Raw genomic sequence first — 16329 nt, 5'->3', positions numbered from 1 at the left:
TGAATGTGTTTAACCTACAGATCCTTCTAATGAAATTTCTAAAAGCTTTTGAGCTTCTACTGCAAATTCCATAGGTAATTTATTTAATACTTCTTTACTAAATCCATTTACGATTAAAGCAATTGCTTTTTCGGTATCTATACCACGCTGATTACAGTAAAAGATTTGGTCTTCACCAATCTTACTAGTTGTTGCTTCGTGTTCGATTTGTGCCGATTTGTTTTTTGCTTCAATGTACGGGAATGTATGTGCACCACATTCGTTACCCATTAATAAACTATCACATTGTGAAAAGTTACGTGCATTTTCTGCACGAGAATTAATTTGTACTAATCCGCGGTATGAGTTTTGAGATTTTCCTGCTGAAATTCCTTTAGAGATAATGGTAGACTTAGTGTTTTTACCAAGATGAATCATCTTAGTTCCGGTATCTGCCTGCTGGTAATTATTGGTTACTGCGATAGAATAAAATTCTCCTACCGAATTATCTCCTTTTAATACGCAACTTGGATATTTCCAAGTTACAGCACTACCAGTTTCTACTTGAGTCCAAGAGATTTTTGAGTTTTTCTCGCATAATCCACGTTTAGTTACAAAGTTGTAAACGCCACCTTTTCCTTCGGCATTTCCTGGAAACCAGTTTTGAACAGTACTGTATTTTATTTCGGCATCGTCTAAAGCGATAAGCTCTACAACTGCAGCGTGTAATTGGTTTTCGTCACGACTTGGTGCTGTACAACCTTCTAGATAACTTACATAACTACCTTCGTCTGCTACAACTAATGTGCGTTCAAATTGTCCTGTTCCTGCTTGGTTAATACGGAAATAGGTAGATAATTCCATTGGACATCTTACTCCTTTTGGTATGTAACAAAAACTTCCATCACTAAATACTGCACTATTTAAAGCCGCATAAAAGTTGTCTGTTTTAGGCACAACGGTACCAATATATTTTTTTACTAAATCTGGATACTCGCGAATAGCTTCAGAGATAGAACAGAAAATAATACCTTTTTCTGCTAATGTCTTTTTAAAGGTTGTTGCTACAGATACTGAGTCTACTACAACATCCATTGCTACGCCAGCTAATTTTTTTTGCTCGTCTAAAGAGATTCCAAGTTTATTAAACGTGTCTAATAATTCTGGATCTACTTCGTCTAAGCTTTCGTATTTAGGCTTATTGTTAGGCGCAGAATAGTAAGATATAGCTTGAAAATCTGGTTTTTCGTAGTTTACATTTGCCCAATCAGGCTCTGTCATTTCTTTCCAAATTCTAAAGGCGTCTAATCTCCATTCAGTCATCCATTCTGGTTCTTCTTTTTTTACAGAAATAGCGCGAACTATATCCTCATTTAAACCAACGGGAAATGTATCTGATTCTATATCTGTGTAAAAACCATATTCGTATTCTTTGGTTTTTAATTCTTCTCTTAAATCGTCTTCAGTATATTTACTCATATATAAGTATAAATGTTATAAAGTTTAAAGTTATAAAGTTGAGTTCAAGTATATAATTAAACCACTTATTAACTTAGAAACTTCATTTACTTTTAAATTTAATTTTGAGAACTCATCTTTAGTCATGTAATCTAAATCGAAAGCTAAATATAACTGAGATCTAAACTCTCCAGAAGAAGCTTTAGCGATATACAAAAACCTGATGAACTCTTTTGTGGTCTCTCTTTCAAATCCTTCAGCAATATTTGAAGAAATAGAAATGCTAGACCTTCTAATTTGATCTCTTAATCCAAAATCTTTAGAGAAAGAGCTGTTTTTATTTGTTATGTTGTAAATGTCTTTGTTTAATTCTCTAGATTTTTGCCAAGAAATAATCTCTTCAAAAGAACTAAATTTTGCCATTTACTTTTAAACTTTTTTACTTTCTACTTTAAAACTAGTTTATAGTGAAAACGATTCACCACAACCACAAGTACGGTTAGCGTTTGGGTTATTAAACACAAAACCAGTTCCGTTTAATCCTCCAGAATATTCTAAAGTGGTACCAATTAGGTATAAAAAACTCTTTTTATCTACAATAATTTTTATATCGTTATCTTCAAAAACCTTATCGTCTTCTGCTTTAGTTTTGTCAAACTTTAAATCGTAAGATAATCCAGAGCAACCACCACTTTTAACTCCAACACGAATGTAATCTGTGCTTGGGTTAAATCCGTCATCATTCATTAGTTCGATGACTTTCTTTTTTGCTGTTTCAGAAACTTTTATCATACCTGTATATTAGCAATTTTCTAAATTAAATGCAAAGATACAATTTAAGTCGCTGTTTACCATATTTAGAAACATTATATTAATAAATATGTAGATTGATTTTTTTTATTGCGGTAAAAAATTAGGATTGTTTAAAAAAGAAGGATCTGATAAGGTTAGTAAAAATGCCTTTAGATTGGCTTTGTCTACTTCAGATAATTGTACACCGCCTTCGTCTACTTTTTTCATTAAAGGATCTATTGTAGTAGAGTTTTGTAAGCCTTCACTATAATGGTTAATTACGTCGTCTAAAGTAGCAAATCTACCATCGTGCATGTATGGTGCTGTGTATGAAAGGTTACGTAATGATGGTGATCTAAATTTTCCGTTGTCGTTAGGATTACCGGTAACTGCGCCTAAACCTAAATCTGTGAAAGTTGCATCTAAACCGTTGTTGTGAAATTGATTGTCTGTCCAAAGTGGATTATTTGGATTACCGTGACAATGAAAACAATCGCCACGTTCTTCATTCATAAATACATCTAAACCATCTGTTTCTTCAGCAGTTAAAGTTTCTAATCCTAATAAATAACGATCAAATTTTGAATTACCAGAGATTAATGTGCGTTCAAACTGAGCAATTGCTTTAGTTACTAGCTCTTGAGATATTGTTGATGTCCCAAATGCTTGACTAAAAAGTGTTGGATATTCGGGATGATTATTAAGTTTATTTTCTACATCATTCCATGATGTGTTCTCTAATTCTACAGGATCTGTAACGGGTTCTAAAGCTTGGTGTTCTAATCCTAAAGCACGTCCATCCCAAAAATATCTATCATCAAAATTCCAAGCTAAATTGAATAAAGGCATACTGTTTCTTGTACCAATATTACCTGATACACCAGCGCTAAATTGGTTTGGATCTGAGAATGCATTTTGCGGCATGTGGCAACTTGCGCAGGCTTTGCTATTGTCTGTAGATAAAATTGGGTCGAAAAACAAGCGTTTACCTAATGCAACACCTTCTACAGTTAAAGGATTGTCAAACGGAATTATTGGGTCTATTAATAGTTGATCAAAATGTGATGGAATATCTAATTGATAAGGTATAGGAACATAATCGCTATTAGCTGGCGCGTCTTCAGATTTAGAGCACGACCAAACGATGATAGCTAAAAGACTATATGTTATCCAATGTTTCATTTTAATTACTGCGTAATTTCACCTAAATTAAATGCTGAACTTACATTTTGTTGCATCATCTTTTGGGCTTCGTAATTTGGCATTAATGGTGTGTCATAAACATTTAAATCCCATGTGTTTGGGTTTTTAAAAAGTTCAGCAATATCTAATTCAATTTCTATAATCGTATTGTTAGAAATTGCGATATCTTGATTAATTGTTATGGTTGCAAAATTTTGTTCAAATACATTTTCTTCAACTCTTGCTGTTCCGTAATGGTAATTAAAAGGTTTTGGTGAATTTGTATTTACATCGTACATGCCGTCAAATTGTAAAAAGTGATATCCGCCACCAAGCATTGCTGGCCAATTCCAAGATGCAGAATTAAGATCAGGGTAAATACCGTCTATATTTTCTTCTTCATTAAATCCCCAAATTAAGCTTACATTGTAAACGCCAGACGGTACACTATTACTTAAGGAAGTAAAGTTGTAAGAGTCTTCGTTTTCTAGATCTGTAAATTTATATCCATCAAACGTATAGGTATTGTTATTAACAACATTTACTAAAGCGATTTTAGATAGTAAATATCTAAATCGTTGAATGTTTAATACTTCGCCATTTTGGTTGGTTAATTCTAAGTTTTGAAAATTATCTGGAGTAACCAAAGTTTCATTCCAATGATGGGTAAAGTTAAATTGAACCGTGTAAGTAGGCGATATGTTATCGTCTATATCTTCTGAACACGAAAATAGTATTGAAATTAATAGAATGGTTATTGATAAATATTTCATTTTAATTTAAAGTAACAATTATTAAATCTGTAAATCCTTTGTTTTCTGGTATATCAAAATCGTCACTGCTAGTTTCTCCAACAGTTATAATTTTATTGTTATTAAGTTGTGTAATTCCGTAAGCAAAATCTACGTTTGATCCGCCAATAGATGTTTGCCACTTTAAATGACCTGTAGCATTTGTTTTAAGTACCCAAATATCGTTTTGACCGTTATTTTGTGTGAGTTGTCCTGTACCACTACGACTACTACCGCAAATTAAAAAGCCATTTTCTGAATCTGAAATTACAGATCTTGAGACATCAAAATTTTCACCTCCATAAGAGTTTTGATTGATTAAATTTCCGTCTTCAGAGATTGTTATTGCCCAAACATCTGCAGCTCCAAATGTGTTGGAAATATCTTCATCTTCACTTCTTGTGTCACCAACAATTAGATAGTTATTATTGTTGGTTTTTATAATTTTATAAGCTTCATCAATTTGCGTACCACCATAATTTTGTTCCCATTGTAAAACACCTTGGTTATCAACTTTTACTGCCCAAAAATCGTAGGATCCAATGTTATTGCTTATGTCTGTATCTTCACTATCTGAAGAGCCAATTATAATAAATCCATTATCATTGGTTGGGATTACATCGTAAGCTGTATCTGTAAACAAACCACCAAAGTATTTACTCCAAATAAGATTTCCTGTTTGGTCTACTTTTAAAACCCAATAATCACCTCCAGCGTGTAAGGTTTGTTGTTGTCTTGTGTTGCCTTCTCCGCCAGAACTAGTTACGTCTAAAACTCCAGAAAGTATAAAACCATTATCATTTGCGGGTTTGATAGATAAACCATAATCTAACCCAGAATAGCCATAGGTTTTTTCCCATTGTAAATTGCCTTGTGCATCTGTTTTAAATAACCAAAAGTCTTGTTGTCCAGCGTTATTATCTACATCGCCATCATTACTAAATGTGTATCCAATTACAGCAAATCCGCCATCTTCTGTTTGTATAAGATCATGACCTTTTTCGTCATTTGTTCCACCATAAGTTTTGTTCCACAATAGATTGTTGTCTTGGTCAAATCTTAATAACCAAACATCGTAACTAGAGTCTGTTTTATCTGTAATATCGCCATCTGTAGATTGCGTAAATCCTAATACTGCATAACCACCATCGCTAGTTTTTATTACGGTTTCAGCACTTTCATTTAAAGAACCGCCAAACACTAATACAGATTCTAAAGCACCTGTAGTTTCAAAAGTAGAAGTGTTAGGTTCTTCTATAATTACAGCATCATCTTTTTTACAAGAAGAAATTAATAGTGTTAGGATTAATAAGGTGTATAGTTTTTTCATTTAATTACTTTTTCTAACTACAAATAATCCTCTATCTATATCACCTATAATTATGTTACCACTTTCAAAGTAAGGGTAAACACTCCAAGCACCATTAAAATTAGCCGCATCATTATCTGGATAAGTATCAAAAAAAGCTGTTTCTGTTAAAGGATTACTTGTAGAGTTTATGTTGGTTATATCTAAAATTCTTAATCCAGCTCTATAGTTTGCTAAATAGTATTCTGAATCCTTTACGTATCCATTATGGTCTATTGCTGCCGAAGGACCAAAATATGTCGCGTGTAGAGTTGGGTTGTCTAAATCTGAAAAATTAAAAACTATTGTTTTTGTATTGAAACCGTAGTTGATTTCATCTACTTCATCACCTAGAATAAAATAGTCTTGATTCTCTGTAAACCAACCTTGGTGTGCATATGCTGTTTGTGGATAAGAAAAACTACTTATTTGAGTTACATTGTTTTTATCTGTAACATCTAAAATTACTACTTGGTCTGAGTTACCATTACTTCCAACATAAATTTGGTGTCCTGTATAATCTGTATCTGGTCCATTATAGGTAACAACTTGCGCATCATGAGAATATCCAGCTGATGTGTAATCATTGATGTAAGTTGGATTTAATGGATCTGAAATATCTACAAAAATAGGTCCGCCACCATTATCGTTGCAACCAACTAAGTAAGCTATTGCTTCAGATTGGTTTATCACGATATTATGACAACTGCTAACACCATTAAAAGTTGTGTCTGGAGAAAATGTTGTTGGGATATTATCTAAATTTCTTAATCGCGTTAAATCAAATACTTGCATACCATGCGGACCTGCATTATCTGCAACAATAAATGCATAATTGTTGTAGACTTTAATGTCTCGCCAATTACTAGCGTTAGTATTTGTGTTTAATCGACCTAAAAAAATAGGGTTATTAGCGTCTGATATATCAACAAAAGCTGTGCTGTTTGTTAAACCTACAATTGCATATTCTTTATTAGAAATATGATCTGTCCATCCCCAAATATCGCTTCCGTTCGCAGCATTGGATCCGCTTAAAGTTAAAATATCTATTACAGACATAAGATCAATTCCATTACAAGGATATTGTCCAGCCATGCCATTAGTGCAAGGTTGAGAAGATATAATAACTGGATTTTGATTTGGAATTGGATTTGTTATTTCTTCTTCTTTAGAGCAACTTAAAATAATCAAGCACATGGCTAATGTTGTAAAAAATAATTTACTAAAAGCGTTTACTGTACTTAATTTATTTTTCATTTTAATTATTTGTTTATAACTAATTTTTTAGAATTAGTGTTATTAATTTTTACAAGATATATCCCGTTATTATAATCGCTAATTGGTAAAACGAAACTAGTAGCATTAATATTGTTTTTGCTAAATATCAATTTACCTAAAACATCATAAATTTTTACACTTGATATAGGTTGATTATTATTGCTTTTTATTTTAGCTATATTGTTTGTTGGGTTAGGTGATAATGAAAATCCTTTATCTTTTTCAAATGTAGTTGTATTAAGCGTATTGGTTTGTCTTAAAACAAATAATCCTCTTTCTATATCGCTTACAATTATGTTGCCGCTATCAAAATAAGGATATATACTCCATGCACCATTAAAAGCAGTCGAATTACTTGTAGGATAAGTGTCAAAATATCCTATTTCTGTCATTGTGTTAGATGGAGTTCCTACTGTAGAAATATCTACAACTCTCATTCCAGCACGATAATTAGCTAAGTAAAATTTGTTTCCATCTACATAACCATTATGGTCTATTGCTGCTGTAGGACCGTTGTAAATTGATAACAATACTGGATTGTCTAAATCTTCCATATCAAAAACAAACGATCTTGTATTGCTACCGTAAGATTGTTCATCTGTTTCATCACCAAAAATAAAATATCTATGGTCTTCTGTAAACCAACCTTGATGAGCATATCCTGGATTGGGATAGGTAATTTCTGAAATAAACAATGGATTGCTTTTATCTGTTACATCTAGTATAACAACTTTATCATTAGATCCTCCATTACTTGCTAATAAGATTTGTCTTCCAACGTAACTTGATACAGTTGGTAAATTAGAAGCATTAGTATCGTTACCGTTGTAAGTGATAACTTGAGCATCGTGTGTGTATCCTTTAGAAGAATAACTTCCTGCTACTGTTGGTGAAGTAGGAGAAGAAATATCTACAAAAATAGGTCCGCCACTTGCAGCATTACAACCAACTAAATACGCAGTGGCGTCATCTTCATTAATAACTACATTATGGCAACTACCGATATTTATTCCGTTATCGCCATAAAAAACAACTACGTTTCCATCGTTAAAAGCACTTGTGTAAGTTAAATCTGGATTTGGTCCATTTCTTAAATTTTTTAAATCAAAAATTTGCATACCGTGATTTCCAACACCATCAGCAACAATAAATGCATAATCATTATATACTTTAACATCTCTCCAATAAGACGTGTTACCATTAGAAGTTTCAATTCTACCTAGAAAAATAGGATTTACAGGATCAGAAATGTCAACAAATGCGGTACTGTTAGTTGTGCCAACAATAGCATATTCTTTGCCATCTAATGCGTCTGTCCATCCCCAAATATCGCTTCCTTCTTCAGTACCTAAAGTTGTTGCAAGTGTAGAAATTGGAACGCGCGACATTAAATCGTAATCATCACATGGGTAAGAAGTAGTTACGCCACCAATTGTATGTGTAGCAAATCCATTTACACATGGGCTTTGTGCATAAATAAATCCGGAAATAAATAAAGATGTTGTTAATAGTAGTTTTTTTAGATAATTCATTAGGGTTAAGTTCTTGTTTTGAGATTTTAGCAAATTTAATAGAATTTAAAACATCTTTTTAAGGATATTCTGTTAAAATGAAAAAATTAAACCCTTTTTAAATAAGCTTTAAAATAACCTTGCTATTTTTGCAATATGATAGAAGATAAAAACCAACAACGTACAGATTTAAGTCAAATAGGAGAATTTGGATTAATAGATCATTTGGCTAAAAATTTTGAAATCAAAAATTCCTCTACTATTAAAGGAATAGGAGATGATGCAGCTGTTTTAAATTTTAAAGACGAACAAACTGTTATATCTACAGATTTTTTAGTTGAAGGTGTTCATTTTGATTTGTCTTATATGCCATTAAAGCATTTAGGTTATAAATCTGTGATGGTAAATTTGTCAGATATTTTTGCGATGAATGCAGAAGCGTCTCAAATTACTGTTTCTATTGCTGTTTCTAACAGATTTCCATTAGAAGCCATAGAAGAGTTATATGCTGGTATACAAACAGCTTGTAATATTTATAATGTAGATTTAATTGGCGGTGATACAACATCTTCTAATTCTGGATTAGTAATCTCTGTCACAGCAATTGGACACATAAAACCAGGTCAAGAAGTATATAGAAGTGGAGCAAAACCAAATGATTTACTTGTTGTAACTGGTGATTTAGGTGCAGCGTATTTAGGTTTGCAAGTGTTAGAAAGAGAGAAGGAAGTTTTTAAGGTAAATCCTCAAAATCAGCCAGATTTAGACCAATACACTTATTTAATTGAAAGACAATTAAAACCTGAAGCTAGAAAAGATATTGTAAAGCTTTTAAAAGATCTTGATGTTAAGCCTACGTCTATGATAGATATTAGTGATGGTTTATCTTCAGAAATTCTTCATCTATGTAAAAACAGTAAAGTTGGTTGTGATTTATACGAAACTAAAATACCTTTAGATCCACAAGTGATTTCTACTTGTGAAGAGTTTAATATAGATAGTACAACTATTGCTTTAAATGGAGGAGAAGATTACGAATTATTAATGACTATAAGTCAAGAAGATTATCCTAAAATTAAAGCCAACCCAAATTTAACTGTAATAGGTTATATTACAGAAGAAAATTCTGGTGCACATTTAGTTACTCGAGCAGAGCAAAAAATAGAATTACAAGCTCAAGGTTGGAAAAGTTTTAATTCTGAGGATTAATTAACTAACAGCTTTTTTTGCTTAGCCAATCTTGTAAGCTTGTTGTTGTGTATTTTAGAGAGTACTTTATTAATTTCTCTAAATTTAGGTGTTAATTCTGTTAAAAATCCATTGCTGTTTGTGGTCATTTCTTTTCCACACTTACTGCATTTGTACTCTTTAACGTGATAGGTTACGTTTTTGCTAACTTCGAAATGGTGACCAAACAAGTTGCAAAACAAACCATTGGTTTTGTTTGTTGTAACATTTGCTTTTCTCATTGCTATTAATGTTAAGTTTAACTTAGGGATAATTATTTTAACATCTTAAAATAGTGTTAATAAATGTAAGCAATAAGAAATAAAATCGGTTAAAAAGATTAAATTATTCGATAAAATGCATTATTTCTTGTAGGAAATCACTTCTATTTTCAATATACGACATATGTCCGCCTGATATAATGCTAATTTTCAGGTTATTAATTTGATTTAGTTTTTTAAGATCTTCATTGTTTAAAATGGGATCGTTTTTTCCACTAATAATTAATTTGTCACATTGTAAATCATTTAAGATTTTAGAACGGTCTTTTCTAATTTTCATTCCTTCTTGAGTAGCAATGTAACCTTGTAAAGGTGTTTTAAGAGCTTCAATTTTTAGTGACTCGATCTGTTCTTTAAATTTTAGTCTATTTTTTTCGTAAAAAAGATTGCTAATAGACATACTAACTAAATTATTGTAGTTTTTTTGAGCTGCTTTTATGGCTCGTGATCTTGTTTCTTTTCTTAAATCGGAATCAGCAAAAGGCGTCGAGTTTACCAAACAAATTTTCTCTACAAGTGACTTGTGTAACTCTGCAAAAGCTAAAGCAACATATCCGCCTAAAGAGTGACCAATTAAGGTTGCTTTTTTTATCTGATGTTTTTTTATGATTTCATAAATAATGTTAGCGTTTTCTTCTACGGTATGTATATAGCCTAAGCAGTCTGTTTTACCGTGTCCTAATAGATCTAGAGTAATAATTTGATGTGTGTATTTAAAGACATCAATTACACTTGACCACATCGTGTTGTTTTCTAAAAAACCATGAATTAAAATTATAGGATCGCCTTTACCTTCAATAGTATAATTTACTGCAATATTTTTGTATTCTAATATCATTTGGCAAATATAAATTAAACCCTATTGCTTAGCCTAACTATTTAGTATATTTGGCATACTTTCAATAAAAAATACGACAATGAAATTTTTTAAACTTTTTATCCTTTTTTCGGTATTAACCAGTTTTGGTGTTAATGCACAAATAGATAGTAGACAATTAGACGATTTAATAAAAAACACATTAAAAACCTTTGATGTACCTGGAATATCTGTAGGAGTAATTAAAGATGGAGAAGTTGTTTATGCAAAAGGACATGGTGTAAAGGCACTATCTACTAAAGAAAAAATGAATGAAAACACTTTAGTAGGAATAGCTTCTAATAGTAAAGGTTTTACCTGTTTTGCTTTGGCAATGTTAGTGGATCAAGGTAAGTTAAATTGGGATGATAAAGTCACAAAATACATCCCTGAATTTAGACTGTACGATGCTTGGGTAACCCAAAATTTTACGGTTAGAGATTTAGTAACTCACAGAAGCGGACTTGGTTTAGGCGCAGGAGATTTAATGTTTTTTCCAGAAAACGACCATTTTGATGTGCAAAAAGTTATAGGTAATTTAAAGTATATCAAGCCAAGTACATCATTTAGAAGTACGTTTGAATATAACAATAATATGTTTATTGTCGCTGGAGAAGTTTTAAAGCGCGTTAGCGGATTATCTTGGGAAGATTTTATAGAAACTAAAATACTAATACCAGTTGGTATGACAAATAGTAAAGCAGCTTACAGTCGTGTGACCGATAAATCCAATATTATCGAAGCGCATACTATGGCAGACGGTAAACTAACTCAGATTCCGCATGATTGGGACGATACAGCAAATGCGGCAGGAGGAATAGTAAGTAACGTAAGCGACATGTTAATTTGGGCAAAATTTTTAATGAATAATGCCGTAACCCAAACAGGAGAACGATTATTAAGTGAAGAGCAATTACACGAGCTTTGGCAATTGCAAACACCATTAAAAGTTGGCAAAAACGATAGTTATCAATCGCATTTTAAGGGTTACGGTTTAGGCTGGTTTGTTTGTGATGTAAAAGGCGGTTACAAACAAGTGTATCATACTGGCGGATTATTAGGTACAGTGACCCAATTTACTATCATTCCAGAACTAAATCTAGGAATAGTTGTCTTAACTAATCAAATGAATGGATCTGCATTTACTACCATAACAAACACAATAAAAGATAGTTATTTAGGATATGAAAACAGAAATTGGTTAACAAAACTAGGACAAAGTAATGTAAACTGGTATAAATATAACGATAGCATTAAGACCGAAGTTTTTAATAAAGTAAACGCTTTTAAATTAAGTCCATTACAACCAAAACCTAGTCAGATTTTAGGAACATATAACGATCCTTGGTTTGGAAATATAATTATAAAAGAAGAATTAAATACGATTAGGTTATTTGCAGAAAACTCTAAAACATTAAAAGCAAATTTAATGCCTTATAATGCAACAACTTATGTTGTAAAATGGGATAATAGAAGTTATGATGCCGATTGTTTTATACAATTTACCTTTGATGAAAATGGTAATGCAATAAGCGCAACATTAAAACCAATAGCGCCAATTACAGATTTTAGTTACGATTTTGAAGATTTAAAGCTTACAAAAACAGATTAAAAACAACACGTTTTGTGTTAAATACAAACCAAAAAGGCTTTAAAATTCAAAAAAAAATTTAATTTTTGTAATACTAACAAATGAAAGTATTACAATGAAAAAGTTACTATTATTATTAAGCTTTTTAACCATGTCTTTTGTGGTTAATGCACAAACCGAACCTAAAGTTGGAGATGTTTTAATTGTTAAACAACCTTCAAATCAATATTACAATCATGTAGATTTTCCTAAGTTGAATATTTTAGTAAAAAGAGGAAAAATTGCAAGTTACAAATCAGAGTTTGAATCTGAAGTTGTTATTCAAGATGTAAAAACAAAATCAAATGGCGATACTTATGTCGTGTTGTCTAAAAAAGATGGCAGCAAATTCTTTGGATTAAAAACAAAAGTAAAAGCCAATTATAATAAAGCCATAGAAGCTGGAGAATTAAAAATAAAGTAAAACAAAAACCTCAATTTTAAATTGAGGTTTTTTTATCCATTTTTTAAATTTTTAATCACAGAAAACGCTTTGTCTACCACATGATCTTCAACCAATACAGTAAACTCATTGGTAGTAGAGACAACTTCGTAAATTGGGATGTTTTCCCAAGCCAAACGTTTAAAGATTTGATAATACAAACCAGATACTTTAGAGTTGTCTTTAGGTAATCGTACACTAATAGCAGATAAACCTTCTTGCAATCCTAATTGGATTTCGTCTTTAAAGCGTTTTAAAACTTGTTTATTTTCAGAGCTGGAAATAATAATGTTACTCTCGTAAATTCCTCTTGTAAACGCATAAAAAATATCTTTATTGGTTTCGACTTGTTCTAAAATTTTGGTGTGACATTGTATTAAGGTTTCAGAGTTTTGAAACGTAAAATCACTAAGGTTAGAACGTACTGTAATATCACCCAATTTTTGAAGCGTCGTTTTCAGTTTTAAAGAATGACGTAAATTATTTGGTGTGTTGTAGCGTCTTAACGCCATCATGATAGCACCAGATTTTACAGGTTTTCTTAACATATCGCTAATGGGTTCGCGTAGTTCTTCAGCTAAAGCAGAATAGTTTATAATACTTCGCGTTAAGGCTTCTTCTAAAAAAGGTTGTGCGATTAAAATATCTTCAACACAAGATGAAATAGTTTTCATTCTGTTAATTATTTAACAATTTGTGTAAAAGTAGTATAATATTTTCATTTTTAAGGCTATCGTTAAGGTTAATAGTAGTTTAGCGGTCTAAAAAAATAAAAAAATGTTAGTATTAAAGTTTGGCGGAACATCTGTAGGTAGTGTAGAAAACATGATTAATGTAAAAAACATTATAAATGATGGTCAAAAAAAAGTGGTTGTTTTATCAGCAATGTCGGGTACAACAAACGCGTTAGTTAATATTTCAGAGCAACTAAAACAAAACAATACTTCTCAAGCATTGTTGTTGTTGGGTCAATTACGAGAAACTTATAGAGCAACTATAAATCAACTCTTAACTAATCCAACATTTAATGCAGAAGTTAACGCTTATGTGTCTAATATTTTTGATGTATTAACGCAACATACCAATAACAATTACAACCATTTAACATATAATACATTTGTGGCGCAAGGCGAAAGATTATCAACCTATATTTTTACTAGATATTTACATCAAGAAGGTATAGATGCTTGTTTGATTTCGGCATTAGATTTTATGAGAATTGATAAAACTAATGAGCCTGATAATTTTTATATTCAACAAAATTTAAATCGTATCCTTTTTGAGAATTCCGAATCTCAAATCTATATCACACAAGGTTTTATTTGTCGTGATGCAGATGGTAATATAGCCAATCTACAACGTGGCGGAAGCGATTATACAGCAACTATAATTGGTGCAATATTAAAAGCCGAAGAAGTGCAAATTTGGACAGATATTGATGGATTTCATAACAACGATCCGCGTTTTGTAGAAAACACCAAAGCAATTTCTAATCTGTCTTTTGACGAGTCTGCAGAGTTGGCTTATTTTGGCGCTAAAATTTTACATCCACAAACGGTAATGCCTGTTAGTGCTTTTGATATTCCTGTGCGATTAAAAAACACGATGTCACCAAATGCGCATGGTACATTAATTACCAATCAAGTACATGGCGAAGGTATTAAAGCAATAGCTGCAAAAGATGGTATTACGGCTATCAAAATTAAGTCGGCTAGAATGTTGTTAGCACACGGATTTTTAAAGAAAGTTTTTGAAATTTTTGAGCGTTACGAAACTTCTATAGACATGATTACCACGTCTGAAATTGCAGTGTCTTTAACCATAGATAATACGACAGCTTTAAACGCAATTGTAAACGAACTTAAAACCTTTGCGCATGTAGAAGTGGATGATTATATGAGTATTGTGTGTTTGGTAGGTAATGCGATAGTGTATCATCCAGATACGCCAAATTTATTCCAGATTTTACAAGATGTTAATGTAAGAATGATTTCTTATGGCGGAAGTAATAATAATATCTCACTATTAATTAACACTAGCGATAAAGTAGAAACCTTAAAAAAACTACAACGCTATGTCTTTGAAAATAACCAAGTTTTAGTTTAAGTTGTTTTAAATAAAAAGCGAACCAAACGGTTCGCTTTTTTAATCTCTTTTAAAGACTATTATTTATTCATAATCTCCTCAATTTCATCTGCTTCAATTGGGATATTTCTCATTAAATTAAAAGGTTCTCCAGTTTCTTGGATAACTACATCGTCTTCTAGTCTAATACCAAAACCTTCATCTGGTATATAAATACCTGGCTCTACAGTAAAGACCATGTTAGCTTGCATAGGCTCGGTTAAAATACCGTAATCATGCGTGTCTAATCCCATGTGGTGAGATGTACCGTGCATAAAGTATTTTTTATAAGCTGGCCAATCTGGGTTTTCGTTTTGTACATCTGCTTTATCTAATAAACCTAAACCTAATAACTCACTAGTCATTAATTTACCAACTTCTACATGGTAATCTGCCCAAATGGTTCCTGGAGTAAGTAGTTTTGTAGCTTCGTTTTTTACACGATTTACAGCGTTGTATACGTCTTTTTGACGTGCTGTAAATTTACCAGAAACGGGTATTGTACGTGACATATCACTGCTGTAATTAGCATATTCTGCACCAACATCAAGCAAAATTAAATCGCCAGCTTTACACTCTTGGTTATTCTCTATATAATGTAATACGTTAGCATTGTTTCCTGATGCAATAATTGGTGTGTAAGCAAAACCTTTAGATCGGTTGTTTAAAAACTCGTGCATAAATTCGGCTTCGATATTAAATTCCCAAACACCTGGTTTTACAAAATCTAAGATACGTCTAAAGCCTTTTTCAGTTATATTACATGCGTTTTGTATTAAGTCAATTTCAATTTGATCTTTTACAGAGCGTAAACGTTGTAAAATGGGATTGCTTTTTGCAACACGATGTGCAGGATAACGATCTTTAATCCATTTTGTAAAACGGTCTTCGCGTGTTTCGGTTTCTACATTAGCGCGATAATGCTCGTTAGTATTTATGTACACAGTATCGCATTGTGTCATAATTTCAAACATAATTTTTTCTAAATCTTGTAGCCAATACACAGTTTTAATACCGCTAGTTTCAAACGCTGCTTCTTTAGTTAATTTTTCGCCTTCCCAAACAGCAATATGTGCATTAGTTTCTTTTAAAAATAAGATTTCACGATGTTTTGGGTTTGGGCAATCAGGAAAAAGTACCAAAATACTTTCTTCTTGATCAACACCACTTAAATAAAAAATATCTCTGTGTTGTTGAAAAGGCATTGTGCTATCTGCACTAATTGGGTAAATATCGTTGGAATTAAAAACAGCCAAACTACTTGGTGGCATCTTTGCTGCAAAATTTTTACGATTTTTTATAAATAATTGAGAGTCAATTTTATGGTATTTCATTTTTACTTTTTTTAATCTTCTGGTAGCAGAAAATTAGATTATCATAATTAATTAGTCCTTCAAAAATAAGAAGATTAATTATCTTTAAAGAAAATT

16 protein-coding genes are annotated in these 16329 nt (G+C 31.8%); 4 read left to right on the top strand and 12 right to left on the bottom strand.

Features of this window, described 5'->3' with window-relative positions; all coding sequences use genetic code 11:
* Positions 1–9: 9 nt before the first annotated feature.
* The 8 genes from sufB to IFB02_RS04635 form a co-directional block, all read right to left on the bottom strand.
* The gene (sufB, locus tag IFB02_RS04670; protein ID WP_106687905.1) at positions 10–1458 is read right to left on the bottom strand and encodes a Fe-S cluster assembly protein SufB; all 1449 of its coding nucleotides are present in this window, start codon (positions 1456–1458) and stop codon (positions 10–12) included.
* Between the two features lie 30 nt (positions 1459–1488).
* A complete protein-coding gene (locus IFB02_RS04665) occupies positions 1489–1860 on the bottom strand; it encodes a four helix bundle protein (protein ID WP_106687904.1) in 372 nt (123 codons plus the stop codon).
* A 39-nt stretch (positions 1861–1899) separates the two neighbouring features.
* Positions 1900–2229, bottom strand: coding sequence for a HesB/IscA family protein (locus IFB02_RS04660; RefSeq protein ID WP_106687903.1), 330 nt, complete (start codon positions 2227–2229; stop codon positions 1900–1902).
* A 105-nt stretch (positions 2230–2334) separates the two neighbouring features.
* Positions 2335–3411 carry a cytochrome-c peroxidase gene (locus IFB02_RS04655; RefSeq protein ID WP_106687902.1) on the bottom strand — a complete coding sequence of 359 codons (1077 nt, stop codon included), beginning with the start codon at positions 3409–3411 and terminating at the stop codon, positions 2335–2337.
* 5 nt (positions 3412–3416) lie between these two features.
* Positions 3417–4184 carry an MbnP family protein gene (locus IFB02_RS04650; RefSeq protein ID WP_106687901.1) on the bottom strand — a complete coding sequence of 256 codons (768 nt, stop codon included), beginning with the start codon at positions 4182–4184 and terminating at the stop codon, positions 3417–3419.
* A gap of 1 nt (position 4185) precedes the next feature.
* Complete coding sequence (locus IFB02_RS04645; RefSeq protein ID WP_106687900.1) at positions 4186–5532, bottom strand: hypothetical protein; 1347 nt, start codon at positions 5530–5532, stop codon at positions 4186–4188.
* Positions 5533–6807: a choice-of-anchor B family protein gene (locus tag IFB02_RS04640; RefSeq protein ID WP_317173496.1), complete on the bottom strand. Its 1275-nt coding sequence runs from the start codon at positions 6805–6807 to the stop codon at positions 5533–5535. It abuts the gene before it with no gap.
* Between the two features lie 5 nt (positions 6808–6812).
* A complete protein-coding gene (locus IFB02_RS04635) occupies positions 6813–8360 on the bottom strand; it encodes a choice-of-anchor B family protein (RefSeq protein WP_106687899.1) in 1548 nt (515 codons plus the stop codon).
* A 135-nt stretch (positions 8361–8495) separates the two neighbouring features.
* Between IFB02_RS04635 and thiL the strand changes: the two genes are divergently transcribed.
* Entirely contained in the window at positions 8496–9548 is a 1053-nt protein-coding gene (gene thiL / locus IFB02_RS04630) for a thiamine-phosphate kinase (protein ID WP_106687898.1), read from the top strand.
* On the opposite strand, the gene IFB02_RS04625 is transcribed toward thiL, so the two are convergent.
* Together IFB02_RS04625 and IFB02_RS04620 are read right to left on the bottom strand one after the other, a co-directional pair.
* Positions 9545–9808: a hypothetical protein gene (locus IFB02_RS04625; RefSeq protein WP_106687897.1), complete on the bottom strand. Its 264-nt coding sequence runs from the start codon at positions 9806–9808 to the stop codon at positions 9545–9547. The genes thiL and IFB02_RS04625 overlap by 4 nt on opposite strands.
* A gap of 103 nt (positions 9809–9911) precedes the next feature.
* Complete coding sequence (locus IFB02_RS04620; protein WP_191073074.1) at positions 9912–10685, bottom strand: alpha/beta fold hydrolase; 774 nt, start codon at positions 10683–10685, stop codon at positions 9912–9914.
* Positions 10686–10764: 79 nt separating this feature from the next.
* Between IFB02_RS04620 and IFB02_RS04615 the strand changes: the two genes are divergently transcribed.
* Positions 10765–12315: a serine hydrolase gene (locus tag IFB02_RS04615; RefSeq protein WP_191073073.1), complete on the top strand. Its 1551-nt coding sequence runs from the start codon at positions 10765–10767 to the stop codon at positions 12313–12315.
* A 94-nt stretch (positions 12316–12409) separates the two neighbouring features.
* Complete coding sequence (locus tag IFB02_RS04610) at positions 12410–12757, top strand: hypothetical protein (RefSeq protein ID WP_191073072.1); 348 nt, start codon at positions 12410–12412, stop codon at positions 12755–12757.
* 32 nt (positions 12758–12789) lie between these two features.
* Here IFB02_RS04610 and IFB02_RS04605 read toward each other — a convergent pair whose 3' ends face one another.
* A complete protein-coding gene (locus tag IFB02_RS04605) occupies positions 12790–13449 on the bottom strand; it encodes a hypothetical protein (protein WP_191073071.1) in 660 nt (219 codons plus the stop codon).
* A 103-nt stretch (positions 13450–13552) separates the two neighbouring features.
* Between IFB02_RS04605 and IFB02_RS04600 the strand changes: the two genes are divergently transcribed.
* Positions 13553–14881, top strand: coding sequence for an aspartate kinase (locus IFB02_RS04600; RefSeq protein ID WP_191073070.1), 1329 nt, complete (start codon positions 13553–13555; stop codon positions 14879–14881).
* 59 nt (positions 14882–14940) lie between these two features.
* On the opposite strand, the gene IFB02_RS04595 is transcribed toward IFB02_RS04600, so the two are convergent.
* A complete protein-coding gene (locus IFB02_RS04595) occupies positions 14941–16233 on the bottom strand; it encodes an aminopeptidase P family protein (protein ID WP_106687891.1) in 1293 nt (430 codons plus the stop codon).
* Positions 16234–16329 lie beyond the last annotated feature (96 nt).

The organism is Mesoflavibacter profundi (assembly GCF_014764305.1).
GTDB classification, from domain to species: domain Bacteria; phylum Bacteroidota; class Bacteroidia; order Flavobacteriales; family Flavobacteriaceae; genus Mesoflavibacter; species Mesoflavibacter profundi.
Note: the sequence above shows the minus strand (reverse complement) of the source record. Positions and strands in the feature narration are given on the sequence as shown.